A 25,831-nucleotide genomic window follows, 5' to 3' on the forward strand; every position below is an offset into this window, starting at 1 on the left:
GGGGGTACGGGGGGGGCGGGGGGGGGGGGGGGGGGGGGGGGGGGGGGGGGGGGCGGGGGGGGCGGGGGGGGGGGGGCATTGGTCGGGGTTAACCACCGCAATGTAACGGGGGGGGGGGCCGGGGGCGGGGGCCCCCGCGCCCCGGGGGGGGGCCCCGCCCGGCAGCTTCTCCCTCACTGGGAGCCCCGGAACCCGTCCCCCTCGACGATCAGCCCGGCGACCAGCGCTCCCGACATTCCCGCATGGGCGAGCCCGCCTCCCGGGTGCGACCAGCCGCCCGCGGTGTAGAGCCCCGGCAGCCGGGTGCGGTTGCCCGGGTGCAGATAGGCGCCCTGAGCCCCGGCGAGCGCGGGGGCGGGCACCGAGCCGCCCTCGGCTCCGGTGTCCGCCGCCGTCTCGGCCGGGGTCCGCACCTCGGCGTGGAGCAGCCGCTCCCGTATGCCCGGCACGACCGCGTCGGCCGCCTCGATCAGCGCGTCGGCGCACCGCTCGCGCAACGCCGTGTCCGTCCAGTCGACCGCACCGTGCGGGGCGACCGTCGCGCTCAGTGTCACCGCCTCGTGCGCGTCGTCGGGGCGGGTCGACGGGTCGTCCGGGCGCAGTACCGTCACCGTGGGGCGGTCGGCGAGCCTGCCGCCGAACACCGCCTCGCGCTCCGCCGCGCCGTCCGCCGGGTGCACCAGGGTCCGGTGCACGGCATCCGCCGGCCGGGCGCCGCGCAGCGACAGCAGGACCAGGAACCGACCCGGCACCACCCCCTGCCCCGGCCGCGGCTGCACCGCCACGTCACCGTCCCGCCGCAGCTCCTGACCGGGTACCAGGCCCGGATGCGGTCGCGCTCCCAGCACCACATGGCCGGCCTCCGCGACCGTCCCGTCCACGAGCTCGACGCCCGCCGCCCGGCCGTCCTTCTCGACGACCCGGGCCACTTCGCCGCCGAAGACGAACTCCACCTTCCTGGCCAGGCACCGCTCGTACACGGCCTGCGCCAGGGCCCTGGTCCCGCCCCGGACGTACCAGCTGCCGAAGGTCTCCTCCATGTACGGCAGCAGGGCGGCCGCCGCCGGCGCGCGCAGCGGGTCGAGCCCGTACGACAGGGCGTATCCGTCGAGAAGCGCGGCCAGCCGGGGGTCCGGCAGCTCCCACGCGCCGATCTCCGCGACCGTGTCCGCCTGCCGGGCGGAGCGCAGCAGGCGGCGCTGGCGGAGCGCCGGGTACGGATCACGGCCGAGCACCTGCCAGTCGGAGCGCAGCGGCTCTTCGAGCAGCGGACGACGGGACCGGTCCCAGGCGTCGCGAGCCCGGTCGAGGAAGTCGCCCCAGGCCGCGCCCGCCCCGCCCCCGAGCGCGCTGTCCAGGGCGGAGACCACCCCGGCCCGCGACGCGTTCGGCAGCGAGACCGCCGTGCCGTCCGCGAAGACGTGGCGGCTCGCCGGATCGACCTGGGTCATGGTGACGCACCGTTCCAGCGGTTCCTTGCCCGTCTTCACGAACAGGTCCCGGTAGACCGCGGGCAGATGCAGCAGTGTGGGGCCGGTGTCGAAGGCGAAGCCCTCATGGGCGTACCGCCCGACCGAGCCGCCGAAGGTCCCGGAGCGCTCGTACACCGTCACCCGGTGGCCTGCCACGGCGAGCCGGGCGGCCGCCGCCATCGCGCCCATCCCGGCGCCGATCACCGCAATACGTGCCATGTCAGTGACCTTAACGGCCACCGCCGACACTCAGTCCAGTGGCCAGTGCGAACCGGCCCCGGCCAGGCGTTTCTTCTCGCGGCGCTGCGCCCTGCGGCGCAGGAAGCGGCGGATCCGGGAGGCCAGGAAGACCAGTATCACCATGCCGAGCAGCAACAGCGTCCCGGCCACGGCCGCTGCCACCAGCGGATGGAACATCGCGAAGGTGACGATCCCCGCGACGCCCAGGTCCTCGGCCGTGCTCATCGCGACGTTGCTGAACGGCTCGGGGGAGGTGTTGACCGCCATCCTGGTGCCCGCCTTCACCAGGTGGCTCATCAGCGCGGTGGAACCACCGACGGCCCCGGCCGCGAGCTCCGGCAGCGGACCGCTCTCCCCGGCCAGCAGCGCCGCCACGACGGCCCCGGCGACCGGCCTGATGACCGTGTGCGCCGAGTCCCAGACCGAGTCCACGTACGGGATCTTGTCCGCCACCACCTCGCACAGGAAGAGCACACCGGCCACGACGAGGACATCGGTGCGCTGCAACGACGCGGGCACCTCGTCGCTCAGACCGGTCGCGCCGAAGACACCGAGCAGCAGGACCACCGCGTAGGCGTTGATCCCGCTCGCCCAGCCGCTTGTGAACACCAGAGGGAGTACGGACACGCACGCGATCGTAACCAGACGGCGCGCGGCGCGGGGCGGGGATCGGTGCGCAGCCCTGAGTATCCGTACCTAGGCGGCGAGATGAGTAGCTGCGCGGATGGGCTCCGGGCTGCGCGGACGGGAGAGTGGAACCCACGGAGAGGGGCGCGGCACCGGCACCGCCGGCACGGGGCGGCGGAACGGATGCGGCCCTTCTCCTGAGCGGGGGAGCACGACGGAGAGCCCGAGGACCACACGGGGGGAAACGGGGGGTCGCGGGGAAACGCTCTTCGGCAGCACGGGGGACGCCGGTCCGGCGCAGGCTCGGGGGGATCGAGCCTGCGCCGGACCGGCGTCTTCGCGCGTCCGTGCGACGGGCCGCGGGAGCGGCCCCGCCGCCGGGATCAGCGTCCGCTGACCCGCCCGTGCAGCAGCAGCGACAGCGCCGAGTGCACATCGTCGATCGACCGCTCCGGCTGGAACGCCTGCCAGTCCAGGGCGGCCACCAGCACCATGCCGACCAGCGCGGCTGCCGTCAGCGGGATGTCGATCTCCTCGCTGAGCTCGCCGCTCTCCACCGCCTCGCGCAGCACCCCCTCGACCACGGCGACGGCCTCCTGACGCACCACCAGGAGGGTGCCCTGCCAGGCCCGGTTGGTGCGCCACAGCTCGGCGACGTACAGCTGGGTGAAGGCCGGGTAGCGGTCGATGAAGGCCAGACCGGCCCTGATCATCGCGTCCAGGGCCTCGACCCTGCTGCCGCCGTGCTCCCCGGTCTCCTCGGCCGCGGAGCGCAGCGATGCCGTGAGCAGCCCGACGCCATGGCGCAGCAGCTCCTCGAAGAGCTCGGTCTTGCTCTTGAAGTTGTAGTAGACCGTGCCCTTGGCGACCCCGGCGCGCTCGGCGATCTCGTCCACCGTGGTCGCGGAGAAGCCCTTCTCGGCGATGAGAGTCACGGCGGCCTCGTAGAGCTTCTGCCGGGTGGCCTGGCGGCGCGTGGTGCTACTGCTTTCCATGCCCCTGATTCTCACAGGTCCGGACCCGCTCACAGGCTCAGCTCCGGATGGAGCCGGTCCAGGGTCCACACCTGCTTGCGGCGTGCGGCGACGGCGGTCAGGGCGAGCGCCCCGGCGGTGAAGGCCAGCAGCACCGCGCTGCCCTGCCAGACGGGGCCGAGGCCGCCGCCCGTGATCAGCCGTCGCAGCCCCTCGACGACGTAACTCATCGGCAGGTAGGGGTGGATCGCGTTGAAGAATCCGGGGCTGGTCTGGACGGGATACGTACCTCCGGCCGAGGTCAGCTGGAGCATCAGCACCGCCAGCACGAGGATGCGTCCGGCAGCCCCGAACCGGGCGTTGAGCCACTGCACGATTGCCGCGAAGCAGCAGGTCACCAGCGCGAGGAAGCCGATCGTCCCGGCGGCACGGGCCATCTGCAGCCCGAGCCCCCAGTGCAGTACGGCCATCAGGGCGGCCACCTGCAGCAGTCCGATCGCGGCCACCGGCAGCCATCCCGCGAAGGCGATCCGCCAGGCGGACGCCCCGGCGGCGAGTGCGCGCCGGTTGAGCGGCTGGATCAGCATGTACGCCACCATCGCGCCGACCCAGAGGGAGAGCGGGATGAAGTAAGGGGCGAAGCCGGTGCCGTAGTTGGGGGCCGCGTGCAGCGACTTGGAGGCCAGCTGCACCGGATCGGCCATGACCTCCGTGCGCGCGTCGCGGTCCTTCTTGTCGTAGTCGGGGATCTTGCCGACGCCGTCGTTGAGCCCCTCGGCGAGGGTGGCCGAGCCGTCACCGAGCCGGATCAGCCCGCCGTCCAGATCGGTCGCGCCCTTCCGGAGGTTGCTCACGCCGTTGTCCAGGTCGGCGGAGCCCGTCCTGGCCGTGGCCAGGCCGGTGTGCAGTTCGTTCGCTCCCTTGGCGACCTTGTGGGCACCGGTGTTGAGCGCGTTGACCTTCTCCACGGCGGACTTCAGGTCCTCGTCCAGGTGCGGTGCGCTCCCGGCCAGGTCGTTGGCCTGCTGCTGCAGCGCGGTCAGCCGGGTGCGCAGCTTCTTCAGGTCGCCGTTCTGGTTCGTGACCAGCACATTCACATCGTCGGCGACCTTCGCGACGTCGGCCGCCGCTGTCTTCGCGCGCTTCAGCGGCGGGCAGGTGGTGGGGTCGGCCGGCGACTGCCCGGTGCAGCTGGTGCGGTAGACCTCGGTCAGTTCGTCGGAGGCCGTGTGGGCGGCGGTGGCCGCGGTGGGGGCCGCCTTCACCAGCAGGTCGAGGTTGTCCCGTACGGTCTGCGAGGAGTCCGCGACCAGCCGGGCGGTGTCGCCGATGGACTTGCCGTTGCCCTTCAGGAACGGACGGACGTCGGCCGCCACGCCGTTGACCTTGTCGGCGAGCAGCTGGGTGCCGTCGGCGACCTGCCGGGAGCCGGATTCCAGGTCGCCGGCGCCCTTGTTCAGTTTGACGATCCCGCCGGCCAGATTGCTGCTGCCGTTCTTGGCGTTCTTCAGCCCGTCCGCGAGATCCTGCGACCCCTTCTTCGCCTTGCCGATGCCGCCCTTGAGGTCGTCGGCGCCCTTGGCCGCCTTCGCCGTGGCGTCGTGGAGGTCGGAGAAGTTGATGAAGATCCGGTCGAGGAAGCCGCGTGAGGCGTTGGTCGACGCGGCGGTGCGCACTTCGGAGAACACCGACCGGGAGATCTGCCCGACGATGTAGTTGTTGGCGTCGTTGGTCCGCACCTGGAGCGCGCCGGTCTCGGGGGAGTCGCCCGAACTGGAGGCGATCCGCTGGCTGAAGTCCGACGGCATGGTGAGCGAGAGGTAGTACGTACCGTCCTCGACGCCCTTGTGGGCCTCGGCGGAACTCACCTCGTGCCACTCGAAGGTCTTGGAGTCGAGGAGCTTGCCGGTGATCTCGTCACCGGCCGTGATGTGCTTGCCGGCGGCGGTGGCGCCCTTGTCGTTGTTGACGAGTGCGACCGGGATCTTGTCGAGGCGGCCGTACGGGTCCCAGAAGGAACACAGGTACAGGGCGCCGTAGAGCAGCGGCAGCAGCAGGAGCGCGATCAGTGCGGCGACCGGCAGTTTCCCCCTGCCGAAACGCCTCAGCTCAAGCGCGGCCAGTCTCGGCGAACGCATCGGCCGGTCCCTCCTCGGTCGTGGTCTCCTCGGCCGCGGCATCCTGCGGGTGCGCCGGCGAGGCCGTGGTGTCGGTACGTACGGTGATGGCGTCCTCGGGTGCCTGGCTGCACACGGCCAGTACCGTCGTGCCGCCGTCGGCGATGGACCGCAGCAGCTCCCATGCCTCGGCGCGTTCGGCGTCGGAGAGCTTGAGATCGGTGTCGTCCACCGCGAGCAGCCGGGGCCGGCCGATCAGGGCGAGGGCGATGGACAGCCGCAGCGCCTCCAGCCGTTCCAGATCCCGTACGGAGGTCCGCTCGGCCTTGGGCAGGGTGGCGGGGTCGAGTCCGGCGGCTTCCAGCGCCGTGTCGATCCGTCCCCGTGCGGCGGCGACGCGCTCGGCGCGGGGACGTAGCAGAGCACGCAGCGAACCGTCGAAGCGGTGCTGCAGCAGGGCCCGCTCGCGCAGGTGCTCGGCGACGGTGAAGGCCGGGTCGAGCTCGCTGACCCCGGTCACCGGGCCCAGTGCGCTGATGCGGCGTACGGCGGCCATCTTGCGCGGCAGGCGCAGTCCGCCGATCTCCGCCCGGCCCTCGGTGGGGCGCATCCGGCCGGTGAGGGCGAGCAGCAGGCAGGTGCGGCCGGAGCCGGACGGGCCCTCGACGGCCACCAGCGCTCCGGGCGCGGCCTTGATGTCCACGCCCCGGAAGGCCCAGCCGCGCGGTCCCTTGAGCCCGAAATCCTCGGCGGTGACAGCTGCCCCGTGCGGGCTCTCCACAGACTCCCCCTCGTTTTGAACTGACTAGTCAGTCCAAAAATGTAGCCCGAACTCGCGATCGAAGCAAAAGAGCAGGCCAGGGGAGGGACGGGATCGATTGTCAGTGGTGCCCGCCACGATGGATACATACGGCCACGGAGCCGTTGCACGAGACAGGAGGTTTCGTCATGGCCCACTCGTCCGCAGCAGCCGCACCGCGGCGCCGCGCAGACGGCCCTGCTCCCTCACTGACCGGCCCGGCAAGCGATGTCCATCCCGTTCCGCGCCGCACCACGGCGCCGCCCGCCGCACTCGATCTGCTCGCCCAGGCCCGCACCGGCCTCGACGAGGCCGCCGTTCTCGACGTTCCGAACGAGCGGTATGCCACCGCCCACCTCGCCGCGCTGCGCACCGCCGCCGCCGTGCTCGCCGCGCGGGGCCGCCCCGAAACCTCCAGGCGCCGCCGTGAGCGGATCCGCAGCGCCTGGGAGGTCCTCCCGGAAATAGCTCCCGAACTGACCGAATGGAGCGCGCTGTTCGCCTCCGGCGCCCGCCGCAGGGCCCGCGCGGAAGCCGGCATACCGGGCGCGGCCAGTCGGCGGGACGCCGACGACCTGCTGCGCGACGCGGGGATGTTCCTGCGCCTGGTCGAGCGGCTGCTGATGCTTCAGCCGGTGCTCCCACAGGCCCGGAAGGAGCGGCCCGACGCGGGATGACGGCGACGGCGGCGCGAGGCAATAAGGTGGACAGCACCTGTACCACCTGCACTGTTCACGCTCCGCCGTCAGTGGCGGCACCGTGCCGAGGAGTCATCTGCCGTGTCGGACCAGCTGCGCCCCCGCGCCTCCCTCCGTACCGCCGTGGTCTGGGAGGTCCTGAAGGACGCCCTCGACCATCAGGTCAAGGCGACCGGCAGGGACGCCCTGGATGTTCTGGACACCGGCGGCGGCACCGGCAACTTCGCGGTCCCGGTGGCCCGTCTCGGCCACCGGGTCACCGTCGTCGACCCCAGCCCGAACGCGCTCTTCGCCCTGGAGCGCCGCGCCGCCGAGGCCGGGGTGGCCGATCGGGTCCGCGGCGTCCAGGGCGACATCCACGGCCTGTTCGACGTGGTCGAGCGCGGTGGTTACGACGCGGTGCTGTGCCACGGAGTCCTGGAGTACGTGGACGACCCCGCCGAGGGTGTGCGCAACGCGGTCGAGGCGCTCCGCCCGGCGGGTGCGCTCAGCCTGCTCGCCGCCGGGCTCGGCGGAGCCGTCCTGGCCCGGGCGCTCGCCGGACACTTCACCGAGGCCCGGCAGGCGCTCGGCGACCCGGCGGGCCGCTGGGGCGCGGGTGACCCGGTACCCCGGCGCTACACCGCGGAGCAGCTCACCGAGCTGGTCTCCGCCGCCGACGTGGAAGTCGGCGCGGTCCACGGCGTACGGGTCTTCGCCGACCTCGTCCCCGGGGTCCTGGTCGACACCGAGCCCGGCGCCGTGGACGCCCTGCTCAAGCTGGAGGCGGCCGCGGCCGAGCTGCCCGCCTTCCACTCCGTCGCGACGCAGCTGCACGTACTGGGCACGAAGCGCGTCTGAGGCGTTCCGGGCGCGAAGCGTGACCGAGCACGGCAGCGGGCGACCGGTAGCGCGGCTGTAGCACGGTTGATCAGGGGCGCAGCCGCAGACGGAGTACGGCCCGGGACCCCCGATCGGGGGCTTCGCCCCGTATGATCGGGGGACACCATCCGGCATGACGGATCGGAGGTTGGGGAATCTACGCCTCAGCAGCTGAGCCGTCGTGGCGGCCCGGACTGGCTGATTGGCAAAAGAGGGCGGGTTTCACGGGGGCGATTCCCTGCCTATCCTGGAAGGGCCGCATACCGGCCGCCCCCCGCGGCCGACGACGAGGAGGACTCCGTGCCGCTCTCGGAGCACGAGCAGCGAATGCTCGAGCAAATGGAGCGAGCGCTGTACGCCGAAGATCCCAAGTTCGCGACAGCGCTCGAGGGAAGCGGACTGCGTACGTACACCCGGCGACGGGTCTACCAGGCGGTCGCAGGCTTCCTGGTGGGTATCGCGCTCCTCATGGCCGGAATGGTCGCCCAGCAGATCTGGATCAGCGTGGTGGGGTTCCTCGTCATGCTCGGCTGTGCGGTCCTTGCGGTCACCGGTTGGCGCAAGGCGCCCAAGCCGGGCGAGCGACAGGCAGCCGGAGGCGGCGGCGACAGCCGTCGGCCCAGGCAGCGCCGGACCGTGATGAACCGGATCGAGCAGCGGTGGCAGCGCCGCCGTGACGAGCAGGGCCAATAGGCCCCGGAGAATCTTTGCGTGAGGGGCGGCCGTGGTTTCGCGGCCGCCCCTCACGCATGCCCGGGACAGGCCGGACCGGCCGTCCGGCCGATCCCAGCTGTCCGGCCGATCCCAGCTGTCCGGCCGATCCCAGCTGTCCGGTCGGTCCCAGGGGAAGGCCGGGCCCGTCTGCCGCTCGCAGACGGTCCCCCCGGTCATTAGTCCTTCGGCGGTCCCGGCGAGGGAAAGCGGTCCTCTCAGCTGTCCCGGCGAGCGGCCGACGGGCCCGCGAGAGGCTGCCGACGAGGCACGGGAAACGCCCGTCGGCCCGTCGGCGCGCCGGTGGACGGAAGGCGAGCGGGTGCCGGGCGATCCGATTGCCTGTCTGCCTGTCTGCCTGTCTGCCTGCCCGTCGGCCGGCCGGTCCGCTCGGGGATCGAGGACGGAGGCGGGCCGCAGGCCCGTGCCCTCCCGTCGCCCCTGCCGACGGGAGAGCCGCACCCTGCTTGCGGGCATCCCGCTCAGGTTTCTCCCTCTCACCCCTGCTGACGGGACGGCCGTCGCAGCCAACCCGTCCACCGTTCCCGGCCCCACCGCACTGCCCACCTGCCGGTGAACGCCGTCCAGCGGTCGGCCGCCGCCCAGGCCACTCGAATGGTCGAGCGCGGTGCCACGACCGCGCGAACCCGGGCGAACCGGCTGGCCGATGCCCGCAGACCCGCCCGTACCGCCTCCACGTCCTCCGCGAGCCCGGTACCCGACCGGGGCACCGGGGCGTAGAGCACCTGCTCCACCGCCCCCGCCACCCGGTGCACCGCGGCGGCCCCGTCGGATTCGAGCTGCCCCAGCCGCACCACCCGGACCGCCGCCTTCCGTGGCGTCAGGGAGTCGTCCGGCCCGATGCCGTGGTCCCACGCCGTGTCGATGATCTCCCCCCAGGCCGCCAGTGTTCTCGCCGTAGCATCCGCCGGTGTCCGCCCTGCGGAGAAGCCCAGCCTGTGCTTGCGTACCCGAAGTCGCCAGAGCAGTGGCAGCAGCGGCAGTATCAGGATTACCAGCGCTCCCAGAACCACCCCGAGAACGGCGCCCGTGGGCGTCCCGGAATCCGTCGGGGCCACCACTCCCGGCGCCGCCGAGCTGCCGCACTCGCCCTGCTTGCGCATCTGGGCCGGGCAGTCGTCCGCGGCGGACGGGGCGACCGTGGGAGCGGCCGAGGGGCCCTTCTCCGGCTGTGCCGGATCGGCAGTGTCGCCCGTCGGAGCGTCGGGCTGGGTGTAGGACGGGGTGGTACCCCGCGTCGGGGTCGGCTCGAAACGAGTCCATCCGACACCCTCGAAGTACAGCTCAGGCCAGGCGTGCGCGTCGCGCAGCCCCACCGACATCGAACCGTTCGACTGCTGGGTGCCGGGAGTGAAGCCCACCGCCACCCGGGCCGGAATGCCCAGCGTCCGCGCCATCGCGGCCATCGTGAAGGAGAAGTGGACACAGAAGCCCCGCTTCTCCTTCAGGAACCGGCCGATCGCCGCGCTCCCGGTGCCCGAGTTCACCGACGTGTCGTAGCTGAAACCGCCCTCCGAGGCGAAGAAGTTCTGCAGCTTCACCGCTCGCTCGTAATCGTTGCTCGCCCCCTCTGTCACCCGGTCCGCGGTCTGTCCGACCACCTTCGGCAGGGAGTCGGGAACGCGGGTGTACTCGCGCTGCAGAGCGGCCGGCGCGGCACCCGCCGCGGCGAGCTGATCGGCGGTCGGCCGGACCACCAGACTGGAGACCTGGTACTGCGCACCGCGGGTCGTCTCCCCGCCGTCACCGACGAGGGTCCGCCCCGTCGACTCGTACCGCCAGCGTCCGCCGATCCTGACCTCGGTCGCGGGGTAGGGGAGCGGCAGATAGGTCTGCTGGTAGGAGCGGGACGCGGAGATGTTCGAGCTGATCTCCGTGACCATGACGTCGGGGCCGAGCCCCTCCGGGGCCGGGAGCCGCTTCGGCACTTCCTTCAGCCGACGCGTGGAGGGCCGCCACTCGTTCCCGTTGAACTGGTCCAGGGCCAGGATCCGCAGATAGAAGTCCTGCGGGTCGGCGGAATTGGTGCGGTAGGACATCACCTCCCGGTTCTCCGGCTGGTTCAGATTGTTCTGCAACGAGACCAGGGGGTTCACCGCGGAGATGGTGCCGCCACCCCCCTTGCCGCCCCCGCCGCCCGTACCGGCCAGCAGACCGCTGTCGAGTGCGGGCAGCGCCGCCGGTACGAACAGCGAGATCCCCAGCGCCAGCGCACTGATGCGGCGTCCGGTGCGGACCGGGGCCGTCGGGCGGCCGCCGGAAATCGCCGCACCGACCGCCGGACCGCCCCGGGAGCCGGCCGCGCCGCTGAAGACCCGCCCCCACTGGGAGAGCCGGTCCCGGCCCTCGGCCAGCAGGAGCAGCAGATAGCCGCCGGCCGCGAGCAGGAACCAGAGCCAGTCCGCTCCGCCCTCGGAGAGTCCCGCGGCGACGGAGTACAGGGCGAGCAGCGGCAGACCGGCCGGGGCCGCGCTGCGGAACGTCACAGCGAGGGCGTCCACGACCAGGCCGACCAGCAGGACACCGCCGATCAGTATCAGCCGGATGCCGTCCGTCACGGGTGCCGGAGCCGCGTACCGGCTGACATCGTCGGCGCCCGACGCCAGCAGATGCGCGAGCCGCTGCACGGCCTCCGGACCGGGCAGGATGCCGATCAGCGCCTGCTCCCTGGCGAAGACCACGGTCAGCAGGACCAGCGTGGCCACCGCCTGCGCCGCGACGATCAGCATCCGGGGCACGGGCACCCGGCGGGCGAGCGCGCCCATCCCGCTCTGGACCCCCAGCAGGAACGCCGTCTGCAGGATCCACCCGGCCGGTTCGACCAGCGGCAGCATCGAGCCCGCCGCCATCAACGTCGCCGCGAAGGCGCACAGCGTCAGCCGACCGCGACCGCTCATGACCATCCCCCGGAGAAACCCGTCGTGCCACCTGCGCCGCCTGTGGCGCCGCCGGACCGAGCCGTCACGCCCGGATGCCCCGCAGCCTGCTGCCAGTAGTGGGCGAGCCCCGTCCCGGGTGTCACCGCCACCGCTGTCCAGCCCGATTCGCGCAGCATCCGAAGCCGCTGCTCGAACGCCGTGTCCGCCCCTGCGGGCGGGACGTCGTCATGCACCCAGGCCGAGCTGTCCAGTACGAACGCGACGGCGCCGCCGCTGCGCTGCCGCATCCTGGCCGCCACCGCCGCCTGCTCCTCGTCCAGATCGCCGAAGAAGGCGATCAGCAGCCCCTCGTTGCCGCCGCGCAGCACGTCGTACGCGCGCGACAGGCCGCCCCCGTCGGAGTGGTCGACCACGGCCAGGGTGTCCATCATCAGCCCCGCGGAGTCGGCCGACTCCTGCGTCGACCCGGCGAAGCCCCCCTCGCCCTCGCCCGGAACGGCGTTCCCTTCGTCGGTCAGCAGCCGGACGGCGAAGCCGCGCTCCAGCATGTGCACCAGCGTGGACGCGGCCCCGGACACCGCCCACTCGAAGGCGGAGTCGGGCCCCGCCCCCTGATGGGCGATCCGCCGGGTGTCCAGCAGCACCGTGCACCGGGCCCGCTGCGGCTGCTCCTCGCGGCGCACCATCAGCTCGCCGTAGCGCGCGGTGGATCGCCAGTGGACGCGGCGCAGGTCGTCGCCGTGCCGGTATCCGCGCGGAATCACGTCGTCGTCACCGGCCAGCGCCAGGGAACGCTGCCGTCCCTCGCCGTACCCCGAGGCCTCGCCCGCCAGCCGCACCGGGGGCAGCGGCTCGGTCCGCGGAATGACGACGAGGGTGTCGTACGCGCTGAACGAACGGGTCAGCTCGCACATCCCGAACGGATCGCTCAGCCGCAGCTGCAGCGGTCCCAGCGGATAGCGCCCGCGCAGATCCGACCGCACCCGGTAGGACACCTCGCGACGGCCGCCCGCCTCCACCCGGTCCAGCACGAACCGGGGCCGCGGCCCGAGCACGTAGGGCACCCGGTCCTGCAGCATCAGCAGCCCGGTCGGCAGCCGGGACACGTTCTCCATCCGCAGATGGACCCGTGCCTCCGTGCCCGCCGGAACCCGGGACGGCGAGAGCCGCCTGGTGCCCGTGACCCGGTAGCGGGTACGGACGAGCACCACCACGCAGACCAGCGGCAAGGCGGCGAGCAGCAGCCCGACCCGCAGCAGGTCCGCCTGGCCCAGCACGTAGGCGCAGACCGCCGCGGCGGCACCGGCCGCGAGGAAGGACCGCCCACGCGTGGTCAGCCCGCTCAGAGCGGCCCGCAGACCGCCCCTGCCGTCGCCGTCGTTCATCGCGGCCGGCCCCCCGGCGGCCATCACACCCGCCGTACGCCGGACTGCGGCCGGCCGTACACCGGCCGGCCCGGGTGGTGCTGGGGCTGCACCTGGGCGCCGCCGTTGGCGGTCGGCACCGGTGTCTGCTGGAGGATCTCCAGCACGACCTGCTCGGCGGTACGGCGGTTCAGCTGGGCCTGTGCCGTCGGCAGCAGCCGGTGTGCGAGCACCGGGACCGCCAGCGCCTGCACATCGTCCGGCAGGCAGTAGTCCCGGCCGCTCAGCGCCGCAGAGGCCTTCGCCGCGCGCAGCAGATGAAGGGTGGCCCGCGGTGAGGCGCCGAGCCTGAGATCGGGGTGGCTGCGGGTGGCCGCGACGAGCTCCACCGCGTACCGCCGCACGGCTTCGGCCACATGGACCGTCCGTACCGCGTCGATCAGCTTCACGATGTCGTGGGCGTGGGCCACCGGCTGCAGATCGTCGAGCGGCGGGATCCCGCCGTGCACATCGAGCATCCGCAGCTCGGCGTCCGCACTCGGATAGCCGATCGACACCCGCGCCATGAACCGGTCGCGCTGGGCCTCGGGCAGCGGATAGGTGCCCTCCATCTCCACCGGGTTCTGGGTGGCCACCACCATGAACGGGTCGGGCAGCTCGTACGTGTGCCCGTCGATGGTGACCTGGCGCTCCTCCATCGACTCCAGCAGCGCCGACTGGGTCTTCGGCGACGCCCGGTTGATCTCGTCGCCGATCACGATCTGGGCGAAGATCGCGCCCGGTTTGAACTCGAAGTCGCGTCGCTGCTGGTCGAAGATGGACACACCGGTGATGTCCGAGGGCAGCAGGTCCGGTGTGAACTGGATGCGCCGCACCGAGCAGTCGATGGACCGTGCCAGGGCCTTCGCCAGCATGGTCTTGCCGACGCCGGGCACGTCCTCGATGAGGAGATGCCCCTCCGCCAGCAGTACGGTCAGCGAAAGCCGTACGACCTCGGGCTTGCCCTCGATCACGCTCTCCACCGACCTGCGCACCCGCTCCGCAGTCGTGGTCAGATCTGTGAGGCTCGCTCGATCGTCATAGGTCGTCACCCGGCCCTCCTCGGCCCTGCCCCACGCTCACCAGGAGCAGGGGATTCCCCAGTCACGGACCGACGCGCGTGCAGCGGCCCGGCCCACCCCGAAACACGGACACCCCTCCGGGAACGTCCCGGCGAAATGCCACACGCGCATTCTTGTTGCCGTTACCGCTTCGTGTCACTCGCCTGTGGACAAGTCGGGGCGGTATGTCGGGTTCGGTGGGGTTGTCGACTCCTCGTGGGGCGCCCGGGCGGTCAGGAGGCGGAGGCGGGAAGGATCTCGCGCAGCAAGCCGCTGGTCACATCGAAGACGAAGCCGCGGACGTCGTCGGTGTGCAGCAGGAACGGCGAGGTGCGTACGCGCTGCATCGACTGCCGTACGTCCTGGTCCGCGTCCTTGTACGCCTCGACGGCCCAGACCGGACGCTGACCGACCTCCACCTCCAGCTCCTGGCGGAATTCCTCGGTGATCGACTCCAGGCCGCAGTTCGTGTGATGGATCAGTATGACGCTGCGGGTGCCCAGGGCCCGCTGGCTGATGGTCAGTGAACGGATCACGTCATCGGTGACCACGCCGCCCGCGTTGCGGATGGTGTGGCAGTCGCCGAGCGACAGGCCGAGCGCGTCGTGCAGGTCGAGCCGGGCATCCATGCAGGCGACCACGGCGACGCGCAGCACCGGCTTGGCGTCCATGCCGGGGTCCTCGAATCCGGCGGCGTACCGGACATTCGCCTCGACGAGGCGGTCGGTGACCGTGCCTCCGGTGCGGGGCCGGTCGGCGGTGGGCGCGGAAGGCCCGGCGGAGGAGTGTGCGGAAGTCGACATGGATATGACGTTAGCTCCCACCGGTGGCCGCGTCGTGCTGTGGGAAGGGACAAAGAACGTCAACGAGGCTTGTTGTGAGGTAACCCACAAGCCTCGCAGTTGTTCGTCCGGCCGAGTGAAGCGGGGGAGGGGCGACGCGCTGTCCGGCTGATTGATCGGGAATCGATCGAATGGCAGGGTGGACTAAAGTGACGGGAAGTTACCGACACCCTGCACATTCCGTAGATTTCCCCCGGGTGCGGCGTACGTACGGTCCGGCCCTCTCCCGCTCGCCGGTCGGCCGATGCCTCTTCCCCGGCGCCGGCCGTCCTCCCCTTCCGAGCGGGCGGGGACCAGGCCGTACGTGCCACCGCCCGGGACCTGAGCCTGAGAGGGCGCATGAGCCAGACCCGACACGTCCCGGTGATGCTCCAGCGGTGCCTGGACCTGTTGGCCCCGGCTCTGGAGGCGCCGGGCCCGCAGCAGCCCGTGGTCATCGACTGCACCCTCGGCCTCGGCGGACACAGCGAGGCGCTGCTCTCCTCCTTCCCCTCCGCGCGCCTGATCGCGCTGGACCGGGACAAGGAGGCGCTGCGGCTCTCCGGCGAGCGGCTCGCCCCGTACGGGGACCGGGCCACCCTGGTGCACGCGGTCTACGACGAACTGCCCGAGGTGCTCGCCCGGCTCGGTGTCCCGAAGGTTCAGGGCATCCTCTTCGACCTCGGTGTCTCCTCCATGCAGCTGGACGAGGCCGACCGCGGATTCGCGTACGCCCAGGACGCCCCGCTCGACATGCGCATGGACCAGACAGCCGGCATCAGCGCGGCCGAGGTGCTCAACACCTACCCGCCGGGCGAACTGGTGCGGATCCTGCGGGCGTACGGCGAGGAGAAGCAGGCCAAGCGGATCGTCTCCGCGATCGTGCGCGAGCGCGAGAAGGAGCCGTTCAGCAACAGCGCCCGGCTCGTCGAGCTGATCCGCGACTCGCTGCCGCAGGCCGCCAAACGCACCGGCGGCAACCCTGCCAAGCGCACCTTCCAGGCGCTGCGCATCGAGGTCAACGGCGAGCTCACCGTCCTGGAACGGGCCATTCCGGCCGCCGTGCAGAGTCTCGCGGTCGGCGGCCGCATCGCCGTCCTCTCCTACCACTCGCTGGAGGACCGGCTGGTCAAGCAGGTCTTCGCGGCGGGCGCCGCCACGACCGCGCCGCCCGGACTGCCGGTGGTCCCCGAGCGCTATCAGCCCCGGCTGAAGCTGCTGACCCGCGGCGCGGAGCTGCCCACCGAGGAGGAGGTCGCCGAGAACCGGCGAGCCGCTCCCGCCCGGCTGCGTGGCGCCCAGCGGATCCGCGAGGAGGAACGATGAGCGTCCGGCGTCCGGGAGGCCGGACACCGGTGACGCCCGGGGCGGCGCGGTGAGCAGAGCGGCCGGGCAGTTGAAAGGGCGGGCGGCGCGGCTCGTCCGGCTGATGCCGTCCGGGCCCAGCAACGCGGCCCGTACCCCCTTCGTGCTGCTGGTCGTGCTGCTCCTCGGCGGCGGTCTGATCACGCTTCTGGTGCTCAACTCGGCCCTCAACGAAGGATCGTTCAGGCTGAGCGAGCTGAAGAAGCGGACCACCGAGCTCACCGACGAGCAGCAGGCCCTCCAGAACGACGTCGACAGCTACTCCAAGCCGGATGCCCTGGAACGGCGCGCCCGCCAACTGGGCATGGTGCCCGGCGGCAGTCCCGCCTTCCTCGATCCGGACGGTACGGTCCGCGGCGAACCGGCGGAGTCCAGCGCCGAGCCGTCCCCGCCGCCGCGGAAGCCCAGTACCCCCGCGACCGCACCGCCCGCCGGCGCACCCGCTCCGGCCACCGGCTCGCCCTTGCACTCCCCCTCGGTACCCGCCACCTCTTCGGGCGGGGCCGTGAGGCCCAGCACCTCCGCGGTCCCGCCCGCCGGGCCGCGTACCCCGGCAGACCAGCCCCCGACGAGCCCCGGCAGGTGACGCAGTGTCTCCCAAGGAACCACCGCGCCGCCGGGTCCCCGGCCCCGCGCGCCCCCGCGGCGCCGCCGGCGGCCAGAGCCGCCCCCGGCCCGCCGCCCGCCGCCCCTCCTCCCCGGCGCCCCGCGCCCGCGCGCCCCGCAACCGCCCCGCGCGCGTCCTCCGCCTCGGCAGCCCGCGCCCCCGGCTCCGCCTGGTCAGCATTGCTCTGACCCTCGTCATGCTGGTGTTCGTCGTCCGGCTTCTCCAGGTCCAGGCCGTCGACGCCCCCGCATACGCGGCCAAGGCCAAGGAGAACCGCTACCTCAGCTACACGATCTCCGCCGAGCGCGGCCAGATCACCGACCGCAGCGGTATCGCGCTGGCCACGAGCGTCGACGCGTACGACATCACCGCCGACCCGTCGATGTTCACGCCCGAATTCAGCAAGGCGCCGGACGCTCCCCGGCAGGCGGCGGCGCTCCTCGCCCCGATCCTCGGTGTTGACGCCGCCGAACTGACCGCGAAACTGTCCAAGAAGGGCCGGTACACCGTGCTGGCCCGCCGCCAGACCCCGCAGGTCTGGAATCAGATCAAGGATCTCAAGTCCGTCTTTGCCGAAAAGGCTGCGAAGGAGAAGGCGGCCGGCGGTCCCGGGGCCAACGTGCTGGCCGGGGTCTTCCAGGAGTCGACCACCAGGCGCGTCTATCCCAACGGAGGGCTCGCCGCCGGAATACTGGGTTATGTCAACGCCGACGGCAAGGGCGCGGGCGGCCTCGAATCGCAGCTGGACAAGAAGCTGGCGGGCGAGGACGGCAAGATCAAGTATGCCCAGTCCGGCGGCCGGCGGGTGCCCACCGCGGGCACCCAGGAGGTTCCGGCCGTCGCCGGGTCCGACATCGAGCTGACCATCGACCGCGACATCCAGTGGGCCGCCCAGCAGGCCATCACCGACCAGGTGAAGAAGTCCAAGGCGGACCGCGGCTACGTCGTCGTGCAGAACACCAGGACCGGCGAGGTCCTCGCCATGGCCAACGCCCCCGGCTTCGACCCCAACGACCTCTCACAGGCCGACGCGGCGTCGCTGGGCAACGCGGCACTCCAGGACGTGTACGAGCCCGGCTCCACCAGCAAGGTCATGTCCATGGCCGCCGTGCTGGAGGAGGGTGTAGCCACCCCCCGCACCCACGTCACCGTCCCCAACCGGCTGCACCGCGGCGACCGGCTCTTCAAGGACGACATCGACCACCCCACCTGGTACCTGACGCTCAACGGCGTACTCGCCAAGTCCAGCAACATCGGCACCATCCTGGCCACCGGAGAGCTCGGCAGGACCCAGGCCGAGGCCAACCGCGTTCTCTACTCCTACCTGCGCAAGTTCGGGATCGGCTCGCCGACCGGTCTCGACTACCCGGGCGAGACCCCCGGCATCCTCGCCAAGCCCGGGGACTGGTCGACCTCGCAGCAGTACACGATCCCGTTCGGCCAGGGCCTCTCGCTCAACGCCATGCAGGCCGCCTCCATCTACTCGACGATCGCCAACGGCGGGGTCCGCGTCGAGCCCACACTGGTCCGCGGCACCAAGGGCCCCGACGGCCACTTCGAGGCCGCTCCGGCTCCCGAACGGAGCCGGGTGGTCAGCGAGAAGACCGCCAAGACGGTCGCCGCCATGCTGGAGTCGGTGGTCGGAGACGAGGAGGGCACCGGAACGAAGGCCAAGATCCCCGGATACCGGGTGGCCGGAAAGACCGGTACGGCCAACCGGGTCGACCCGGTGCGCGGCGGCTACCACGGCTACACCGCGTCCTTCGCGGGCTTCGCACCCGCCGACAACCCGCAGATCACCGTCTACTGCGCGATCCAGAACCCGACCAAGGGCAGCTACTTCGGCGGCCAGATCTGCGGACCGATCTACAAGCAGGTCATGGAATTCGCGCTGAAGACCCTCCAGACCCCACCGTCCGGCACCGAGCCAGCCCGGCTGCCGGTGTCCTTCCAGCCCGGCCAGTGAACACGGGGAGACCGACCAGTGACAACCATCACCCCCGATCCCGGGAACCGGAACGGGAACCACCGGAACGCCGCCCCCTCACTTCGCGAGAGGCCGGGTGCGCCCGGTACGCTCACCGCCGTGCCCCACGCTGATCAGTTCCAAACCACCCAGAAAAACGCCCCTGTGAACTACCCGGGAGCGCCTCGTCCTGACCGGATCGGGCCGACGCCCCTCGGCGAGCTGGCAGCCCGGCTGGGAGTCGAACCGCCGGGAACCGGCGAGGTCACCGGCATCACCCACGACTCGCGAGCGGTCCGCCCCGGCGATCTGTACGCCGCCCTGCCGGGCGCCCGCTTCCACGGTGCCGACTTCGCCGCCCAGGCGGCCGGCCTCGGCGCGGCGGCGGTCCTCACCGACCCGGCCGGCGCCGAGCGCGCCGCCGCCACCGGGCTGCCGGTGCTGGTCACCGAGGACCCCCGCGGCCGGATGGGCGAACTCGCCGCCGAGATCTACGGACGGCCCGGTGCCGGCCTCCTCCAGATCGGCATCACCGGAACCTCGGGAAAGACCACCACCGCGTACCTCATCGAGGGCGGTTTCCGCGGCGCCGGGCGCGCCACCGGGCTGATCGGCACCGTGGAGACGCGGATCGGCGACGAGCGCATCAAGTCCGAGCGCACCACCCCCGAAGCCACCGACCTGCAGGCCCTGTTCGCCGTCATGCGCGAACGCGGGGTCGACTCGGTGACGATGGAGGTCTCCAGCCACGCCCTGGTGCTCGGAAGGGTCGACGGCTGTGTCTTCGACGTCGCGGTCTTCAACAACCTCAGCCCGGAGCACATGGAGTTCCACTCCGGGATGGAGGACTACTTCCAGGCCAAGGCGCAGCTCTTCACCCCGCGGCGCAGCCGGCAGGGCGTCGTCAACTTCGACGACGACTACGGCCGCAGGCTGATCAGCGAGGCGTCCGTCCCCGTCGTCACCTTCTCCGCCGAGGGCCACCCGGACGCCGACTGGCGTGCCGAGGACGTCGAAGTCGGGCCGCTGGGCTCCACCTTCACCGTCGTCGGCCCCAAGGACGAGCGGATCGCCGCCAGGGCCCCGCTGCCCGGCCCGTTCAACGTCGCCAACACCCTCGCCGCGATCGTCACGCTCGCCGTCGCGGGGCTGGACCCGCAGACCGCGGCCGACGGTGTCGCCGCCGTTCCGGGCGTCCCCGGCCGGCTGGAACGCGTCGACGCCGGACAGCCGTACCTCGCGGTCGTCGACTACGCGCACAAGACCGACGCCGTCGAATCCGTGCTGCGCTCCCTGCGGAAGGTCACCGAGGGCAGGCTGCACGTCGTCCTCGGCTGCGGCGGCGACCGCGACACCACCAAGCGCGGGCCGATGGGCGCCGCCGCGGCCCGCCTGGCCGACACCGCCGTACTGACGTCCGACAACCCCCGTTCCGAGGACCCCCTCGGAATCCTGGCCGCAATGCTCGCGGGCGCCGCCGAGGTGCCCGTCCACGAGCGGGGCGACGTCCTGGTCGACGCCGACCGGGCCGCCGCCATCGCCACCGCGGTCGCCCGCGCCGAGCCCGGTGACACCGTGCTGATCGCCGGCAAGGGCCACGAGCAGGGCCAGGACATCCACGGCGTGGTACGCCCCTTCGACGACCGCGTGGTCCTGCGCGCGGCCGTCGAACGCTCCCTGGGGCACAGCGGCGCCGAGAGCACCGCCCACCGCGCCCACACCCACGAGAACAGTCAGGGATGACCAAGTGATCGCCCTTTCCCTCGCCGAGATCGCCGAAATCGTCGGCGGGCAGTCGCACGACATACCCGATCCGGCAGCAATCGTCAGCGGGCCCGTCGTCATCGACTCGCGAGAGGTGAAGCAAGGCAGCCTGTTCGTCGCCTTCGCCGGCGAGCGGGTCGACGGCCACGACTATGCGCAGCGCGCCGTCGAGGCGGGCGCGGCAGCCGTGCTGGCCGCCCGCCCCGTCGGTGTTCCGGCGATCGTCGTCGATGACGTCGTGGCCGCCCTCGGTGCGCTGGCCCGCGCCGTCGTCGGCCGCCTCGGCACCACCGTCGTCGCCCTCACCGGCTCCGCGGGCAAGACCTCCACCAAGGATCTCATCGCCCAACTCCTCGAACGCAAGGGGCCCACGGTCTACCCGGCGGGCAACCTCAACAACGAGATCGGCCTGCCGCTCACCGCTCTGCGCGCCACCGGGGACACCCAGCACCTCGTCCTCGAAATGGGCGCACGCTACGTCGGCGACATCCGCTACCTCACCGGCCTCGTCCCGCCCCGGATCGGTCTCGTCCTCAATGTGGGCACCGCCCACATCGGCGAGTTCGGCGGCCGCGAGCAGATCGCCCAGGCCAAGGGCGAGATGGTCGAGTCGCTGCCCGAGGACGGCCTCGCCGTGCTCAACGCCGACGACCCGCTCGTGCGCGCCATGACCTCCCGTACGAAAGCCCGGGTGCTGCTCTTCGGCGAAGCCGCGGATGCGGACGTACGGGGAGAGAACGTCCGTCTCACCGACGACGGCCGTCCCGCTTTCAAGCTCCACACACCCACCGGGTGCAGCGACGTGACCATGCGCCTGTACGGTGAGCACCACGTGTCGAACGCGCTCGCCGCGGCCGCCGTCGCCCATGAGTTGGGCCTGTCCGCAGACGAGATCGCCGAAGGGCTCTCCGAGGCGGGCACCCTCTCCCGCTGGCGCATGGAGGTCACCGAGCGTCCGGACGGCGTGACGTTCGTCAATGACGCCTACAACGCGAACCCCGAATCCATGAAAGCAGCGCTGCGCGCGCTGGCCGCCATGGGGAAGGGCCGGCGTACGTGGGCGGTGCTCGGCCCCATGGCCGAGCTGGGCGACGCCTCGCTCGCCGAGCACGACGCGGTCGGACGGCTCGCCGTCCGGCTCAACGTCAGCAAGCTCGTCGCAGTCGGGGGCAGAGAGGCCTCCTGGCTGCAACTGGGCGCATACAACGAGGGTTCGTGGGGTGAGGAGTCGGTGCACGTGTCCGACGCACAGGCTGCCGTCGACCTGTTGCGCAGTGAACTGCGCCCGGGAGACGTCGTGCTGGTGAAGGCGTCCCGGTCGGTCGGCCTGGAGCAGGTCGCCATGGCACTGCTGGAGAACGCGTCCGAGGGCGAGGTCACCGGCCGATGAGGCAGATCCTCTTCGCGGGGGCCATCGGGCTCTTCCTGACCCTGGTCGGGACTCCGCTGCTGATCAAGCTGCTGGCCCGCAAGGGATACGGGCAGTTCATCCGGGACGACGGCCCGCGCACCCACGGCTCCAAGAAGGGCACGCCCACCATGGGCGGTATTGCCTTCATCCTGGCGACGATCATCGCGTACGTCCTGGCGAAGGTGATCACCGGCGAGGAGATGCGCTTCTCCGGTGTGCTGGTGCTCTTCCTGATGGCCGGCATGGGTCTCGTCGGCTTCCTCGACGACTACATCAAGATCGTCAAGCAGCGTTCGCTGGGTCTGCGGGCCAAGGCGAAGATGGCGGGCCAGCTGATCGTCGGTATCGCCTTCGCGGTGCTCTCGCTCCAGTTCGCCGACGCCCGGGGCAACACCCCGGCCTCCACCAAGCTGTCGTTCGTCGCGGACTTCGGCTGGTCGATCGGCCCGGTGCTGTTCGTCGTCTGGGCGCTGTTCATGATCCTCGCCATGTCCAACGGCGTGAACCTGACGGACGGTCTGGACGGCCTGGCCACCGGCGCGTCGGTGATGGTCTTCGGCGCGTACACCTTCATCGGGCTGTGGCAGTTCCAGGAGTCGTGCGCCAACGCGACGACCCTGACCAACCCCAACGCCTGCTTCGAGGTACGCGATCCACTCGACCTCGCGGTCGTCGCCTCCGCGCTGATGGGCGCCTGTTTCGGCTTCCTGTGGTGGAACACCTCGCCCGCCAAGATCTTCATGGGCGACACCGGCTCGCTCGCCCTCGGCGGCGCCCTGTCCGGTCTGGCGATCTGCTCCCGTACGGAGTTCCTGATGGCCGTCCTCGGCGGCCTCTTCGTGATGATCACCATGTCCGTGGTCATCCAGGTCGGCTCCTTCAAGATGACCGGCAAGCGGGTCTTCCGGATGGCGCCGCTCCAGCACCACTTCGAACTCAAGGGGTGGTCCGAAGTCCTTGTCGTGGTCCGCTTCTGGATCATCCAGGGCATGTGCGTGATCGTCGGACTCGGTCTCTTCTACGCGGGATGGGCAGCCGAGAAGTGAGCAACCAGGACTGGCAGGGCAAGCACGTCACCGTCGCGGGACTCGGCGTCTCCGGAATCCCGGCGGCCACCGTGCTGCACGGCCTCGGGGCCGTCGTCACGGTGGTCAACGACGGGGACGACGAGCGTTCCCGTGCGCAGGCCGCGGAGCTGGAGGCGCAGGGCATCACCGTGCGCCTCGGCGACGGGGCGACCCTGCCCGAGTCCACCGAGCTCATCGTCACCACCCCCGGCTGGCACCCCGGCAAGCCGCTCTTCACCGCAGCCGCCGAGGCGGGCGTCCCGGTCTGGGGCGACGTCGAACTCGCCTGGCGGCTGCGCGGCGAAGGCGGCAGGGAGCCGGCACCCTGGCTCGCGGTCACCGGTACCAACGGCAAGACCACGACCGTACGGATGCTCGCCTCGATCCTGGAGGCGGCCGGGCTGCGCACCGCCGCGGTCGGCAACATCGGCGTCTCCCTCCTCGACGCCGTCCTCGGCGACGAGGAGTACGACGTACTCGCCGTCGAGCTGTCCAGCTACCAGCTGCACTGGGCGCCCTCGCTGCGCGCCCACTCCGCGGCCGTCCTCAATCTGGCCCCCGACCACCTCGACTGGCACGGCTCCATGGAGGCGTACGTCGCGGACAAGGGCCGGATCTACGAGGGCAACCGCGTCGCCTGCGTCTACAACGCGGCCGAGAAGGCGACCGAGGACCTGGTCCGCGGGGCCGACGTGGAGGAGGGCTGCCGCGCCATCGGTTTCACCCTGGGCACACCGGGCCCGTCCCAACTGGGTGTCGTCGAGGGCATCCTCGTCGACCGCGCCTTCGTGACGAACCGGCAGAAGCAGGCCCAGGAGCTCGCCGAGGTCACCGACGTCAACCCGCCGGCCCCGCACAACATCGCCAACGCCCTGGCGGCCGCGGCCCTGGCCCGCGCCTTCGGCGTCGAGCCCGCGGCCGTACGGGACGGGCTGCGGGCCTTCCGCCCCGACCCGCACCGCATCGAGCACGTCGCGGATGTCGCCGGGGTCGCGTACATCGACGACTCCAAGGCCACCAACACCCACGCCGCCGAGGCGTCCCTCGCGGCCTACGACCCGATCGTCTGGATCGCCGGCGGCCTGGGCAAGGGCGCCACGTTCGACGGGTTGGTGACCGGGGCCGCGGGGCGGCTGCGGGGCGTCGTACTGTTCGGCCGGGACCGGGCCCTGATCCGCGAAGCCCTCGCGCGACACGCCCCCGAGGTCCCGGTGGTCGACCTCGACCGGACCGACACTGGGGCGATGTCCGAGGCGGTCCGCGAGGCGGCACGGCTCGCCCGGCCGGGAGACACCGTACTGATGGCCCCGGCCTGCGCCTCGATGGACATGTTCGTCAATTACAACAAGCGGGGCGAGGCGTTCGCGGACGCGGTCCGCGCACTCGCCGCAGAGAGCGCCTGACGGGCCCGGCCTCCGCGCCGTACTGCCCCGGACGACCGGGTGCGGTCGGCCGCGCCACGGGCCGCGGCCCGCGGCGGCGGCCCCGGGCACGAGCAGTGGAGGGGACAGCGACAATGCCGGCCGAAGAGAGCTCCGCCGCGCCCCGTGGGGACCGCTCACGGGCCACCGCGGCGATCAGCCGGGCGTTCGCCCCGCCGCTCCTCGCCGGCGCGGCCGCTCCGGCGCTGCTCGGCCCCGCCCTGCGGGTCCGGTCGGCCAACGGATCCCGGCGCCCCCCGGTACCCCGTTCCAAGGGGCGTTCCCCCCGCACCCCCCGCGCCCCGCGAGGCGGCGGGGTACGACGGCTGTACGAGCAGGCGCGGCGGGCCTGGGACCGCCCTCTGACGGCGTACTACCTGATCCTGGGCGCCGGCCTGCTGATCACCGTGCTCGGCCTCGTGATGGTCTACTCCGCCTCGATGATCAAGGCCCTGGAGCTGGACAAGCCCGGCACCTATTTCTTCCGCAAACAGTTCCTCGCCGCCGTCATCGGCGCCGGACTGATGGCGCTGGCCGCCCGGATGCCCGCCAAGCTGCACCGGGCGTTCGCCTATCCGCTGCTCCTGGGCGCCGTCTTCCTGATGATGCTGGTCCAGGTGCCGGGGATAGGGATGTCGGTCAACGGCAACCGGAACTGGCTCTACCTGGGCGGCCCCTTCCAGCTCCAGCCCAGCGAGTTCGGCAAGCTCGCCCTGGTCCTGTGGGGTGCGGACCTGCTCGCGCGCAAACAGGACAAACGGCTGCTGGCGCAGTGGAAACACATGCTCGTCCCGCTCGTCCCGGTCGCCTTCATGCTCCTCGGGCTGATCATGCTCGGCGGTGACATGGGCACTGCGATCATTCTCACGGCGATCCTGTTCGGGCTGCTCTGGCTGGCCGGGGCACCCACCAGGCTCTTCGCCGGGGTGCTCGGCTTTGCCGGAGTGATCGCCTTCGTACTGATCAAGACCAGCCCGAACCGGATGTCCAGGCTCGCCTGCATCGGCGCCAGCGAACCCGGCCCCGGGGACTCCTGCTGGCAGGCCGTGCACGGCATCTATGCTCTGGCGTCCGGCGGATGGTTCGGTTCCGGGCTCGGTGCGAGTGTGGAAAAATGGGGTCAACTACCTGAACCGCACACCGACTTCATCTTCGCCATCACCGGGGAGGAACTGGGGTTGGCGGGGACACTGTCGGTGCTCGCCCTCTTCGCGGCTCTAGGCTATGCGGGTATCCGCGTGGCCGGACGCACGGAGGACCCCTTCGTGAGGTACGCCGCGGGAGGTGTGACCACCTGGATCACGGCGCAGGCCGTGATCAACATTGGTGCGGTGCTCGGCCTGCTGCCGATCGCCGGTGTCCCGCTCCCGCTGTTCTCCTACGGAGGATCGGCCCTGCTGCCGACCATGTTCGCTGTCGGGCTGCTGATCGCGTTCGCGCGAGAGGAGCCCGCCGCGAAGGCGGCCCTGGCCATGCGGAGGCCCGGGGTGAGATGGAAGACGATGAGACGGCGCGTCAAGAAGCGTCCGTCCGGAGAGCGGTGAAT

At 71.8% G+C, this 25,831-nt stretch carries 20 protein-coding genes; 11 read left to right on the top strand and 9 right to left on the bottom strand.

The window, feature by feature from the left end; all coding sequences use genetic code 11:
* Positions 1 to 173 precede the first annotated feature (173 nt).
* The 5 genes from ACFVT1_RS20585 to ACFVT1_RS20605 form a co-directional block, all read right to left on the bottom strand.
* Positions 174 to 1,691 carry a phytoene desaturase family protein gene (locus ACFVT1_RS20585; RefSeq protein WP_389797338.1) on the bottom strand — a complete coding sequence of 506 codons (1,518 nt, stop codon included), beginning with the start codon at positions 1,689 to 1,691 and terminating at the stop codon, positions 174 to 176.
* Positions 1,692 to 1,721: 30 nt separating this feature from the next.
* Positions 1,722 to 2,339 carry a DUF4126 domain-containing protein gene (locus ACFVT1_RS20590; protein ID WP_389797340.1) on the bottom strand — a complete coding sequence of 206 codons (618 nt, stop codon included), beginning with the start codon at positions 2,337 to 2,339 and terminating at the stop codon, positions 1,722 to 1,724.
* A gap of 383 nt (positions 2,340 to 2,722) precedes the next feature.
* The gene (locus tag ACFVT1_RS20595) at positions 2,723 to 3,334 is read right to left on the bottom strand and encodes a TetR/AcrR family transcriptional regulator (protein ID WP_389797343.1); all 612 of its coding nucleotides are present in this window, start codon (positions 3,332 to 3,334) and stop codon (positions 2,723 to 2,725) included.
* Between the two features lie 29 nt (positions 3,335 to 3,363).
* Entirely contained in the window at positions 3,364 to 5,451 is a 2,088-nt protein-coding gene (locus ACFVT1_RS20600) for a YhgE/Pip family protein (protein WP_389797346.1), read from the bottom strand.
* A complete protein-coding gene (locus tag ACFVT1_RS20605; protein ID WP_389797349.1) occupies positions 5,423 to 6,211 on the bottom strand; it encodes an ATP-binding cassette domain-containing protein in 789 nt (262 codons plus the stop codon). Before ACFVT1_RS20605 ends, ACFVT1_RS20600 begins: the two co-directional genes overlap by 29 nt.
* 167 nt (positions 6,212 to 6,378) lie before the next feature.
* On the opposite strand from ACFVT1_RS20605, the gene ACFVT1_RS20610 reads away from it, so the two are divergent.
* From ACFVT1_RS20610 to ACFVT1_RS20620, 3 genes are all read left to right on the top strand, one after another.
* Positions 6,379 to 6,906, top strand: coding sequence for an SAV_6107 family HEPN domain-containing protein (locus ACFVT1_RS20610; protein WP_362204549.1), 528 nt, complete (start codon positions 6,379 to 6,381; stop codon positions 6,904 to 6,906).
* Between the two features lie 102 nt (positions 6,907 to 7,008).
* Positions 7,009 to 7,767, top strand: a complete 759-nt coding sequence (locus ACFVT1_RS20615; RefSeq protein ID WP_389797352.1) for a class I SAM-dependent methyltransferase — start codon at positions 7,009 to 7,011, stop codon at positions 7,765 to 7,767.
* A gap of 321 nt (positions 7,768 to 8,088) precedes the next feature.
* The gene (locus tag ACFVT1_RS20620; RefSeq protein ID WP_362204555.1) at positions 8,089 to 8,481 is read left to right on the top strand and encodes a DUF3040 domain-containing protein; all 393 of its coding nucleotides are present in this window, start codon (positions 8,089 to 8,091) and stop codon (positions 8,479 to 8,481) included.
* Positions 8,482 to 8,996: 515 nt separating this feature from the next.
* On the opposite strand, the gene ACFVT1_RS20625 is transcribed toward ACFVT1_RS20620, so the two are convergent.
* From ACFVT1_RS20625 to ACFVT1_RS20640, 4 genes are all read right to left on the bottom strand, one after another.
* Positions 8,997 to 11,417: a DUF3488 and DUF4129 domain-containing transglutaminase family protein gene (locus tag ACFVT1_RS20625; RefSeq protein ID WP_389797355.1), complete on the bottom strand. Its 2,421-nt coding sequence runs from the start codon at positions 11,415 to 11,417 to the stop codon at positions 8,997 to 8,999.
* Positions 11,414 to 12,808 carry a DUF58 domain-containing protein gene (locus ACFVT1_RS20630; RefSeq protein ID WP_389797357.1) on the bottom strand — a complete coding sequence of 465 codons (1,395 nt, stop codon included), beginning with the start codon at positions 12,806 to 12,808 and terminating at the stop codon, positions 11,414 to 11,416. The genes ACFVT1_RS20625 and ACFVT1_RS20630 overlap by 4 nt, the downstream gene beginning before the upstream one ends.
* The gene (locus ACFVT1_RS20635) at positions 12,808 to 13,854 is read right to left on the bottom strand and encodes an AAA family ATPase (RefSeq protein WP_389797360.1); all 1,047 of its coding nucleotides are present in this window, start codon (positions 13,852 to 13,854) and stop codon (positions 12,808 to 12,810) included. Before ACFVT1_RS20635 ends, ACFVT1_RS20630 begins: the two co-directional genes overlap by 1 nt.
* Positions 13,855 to 14,096: 242 nt before the next feature.
* Positions 14,097 to 14,666, bottom strand: a complete 570-nt coding sequence (locus ACFVT1_RS20640; RefSeq protein ID WP_389797362.1) for a beta-class carbonic anhydrase — start codon at positions 14,664 to 14,666, stop codon at positions 14,097 to 14,099.
* Between the two features lie 378 nt (positions 14,667 to 15,044).
* On the opposite strand from ACFVT1_RS20640, the gene rsmH reads away from it, so the two are divergent.
* The 8 genes from rsmH to ftsW all read left to right on the top strand — a co-directional run bounded on the left by rsmH (position 15,045) and on the right by ftsW (position 25,829).
* Positions 15,045 to 16,010, top strand: coding sequence for a 16S rRNA (cytosine(1402)-N(4))-methyltransferase RsmH (gene rsmH, locus ACFVT1_RS20645; RefSeq protein ID WP_389797363.1), 966 nt, complete (start codon positions 15,045 to 15,047; stop codon positions 16,008 to 16,010).
* Positions 16,011 to 16,059: 49 nt separating this feature from the next.
* Complete coding sequence (locus ACFVT1_RS20650) at positions 16,060 to 16,635, top strand: septum formation initiator family protein (protein WP_389797366.1); 576 nt, start codon at positions 16,060 to 16,062, stop codon at positions 16,633 to 16,635.
* A 4-nt stretch (positions 16,636 to 16,639) separates the two neighbouring features.
* On the top strand, positions 16,640 to 18,622 hold the full coding sequence (locus ACFVT1_RS20655) for a penicillin-binding transpeptidase domain-containing protein (RefSeq protein ID WP_389797369.1): 1,983 nt from the start codon (positions 16,640 to 16,642) through the stop codon (positions 18,620 to 18,622).
* An 18-nt stretch (positions 18,623 to 18,640) separates the two neighbouring features.
* Positions 18,641 to 20,365 carry a UDP-N-acetylmuramoyl-L-alanyl-D-glutamate--2,6-diaminopimelate ligase gene (locus ACFVT1_RS20660; RefSeq protein WP_389797371.1) on the top strand — a complete coding sequence of 575 codons (1,725 nt, stop codon included), beginning with the start codon at positions 18,641 to 18,643 and terminating at the stop codon, positions 20,363 to 20,365.
* A 4-nt stretch (positions 20,366 to 20,369) separates the two neighbouring features.
* Positions 20,370 to 21,776 carry a UDP-N-acetylmuramoyl-tripeptide--D-alanyl-D-alanine ligase gene (gene murF, locus ACFVT1_RS20665; RefSeq protein ID WP_389797374.1) on the top strand — a complete coding sequence of 469 codons (1,407 nt, stop codon included), beginning with the start codon at positions 20,370 to 20,372 and terminating at the stop codon, positions 21,774 to 21,776.
* A complete protein-coding gene (mraY, locus tag ACFVT1_RS20670) occupies positions 21,773 to 22,843 on the top strand; it encodes a phospho-N-acetylmuramoyl-pentapeptide-transferase (RefSeq protein ID WP_362208390.1) in 1,071 nt (356 codons plus the stop codon). Before murF ends, mraY begins: the two co-directional genes overlap by 4 nt.
* Positions 22,840 to 24,267, top strand: coding sequence for a UDP-N-acetylmuramoyl-L-alanine--D-glutamate ligase (gene murD, locus ACFVT1_RS20675; protein ID WP_389797748.1), 1,428 nt, complete (start codon positions 22,840 to 22,842; stop codon positions 24,265 to 24,267). Before mraY ends, murD begins: the two co-directional genes overlap by 4 nt.
* 113 nt (positions 24,268 to 24,380) lie before the next feature.
* Entirely contained in the window at positions 24,381 to 25,829 is a 1,449-nt protein-coding gene (gene ftsW / locus ACFVT1_RS20680) for a putative lipid II flippase FtsW (protein ID WP_389797376.1), read from the top strand.
* Positions 25,830 to 25,831 lie beyond the last annotated feature (2 nt).

This window comes from Streptomyces sp. NPDC057963 (genome assembly GCF_042887155.1).
Taxonomy (GTDB): Bacteria; Actinomycetota; Actinomycetes; order Streptomycetales; family Streptomycetaceae; genus Streptomyces.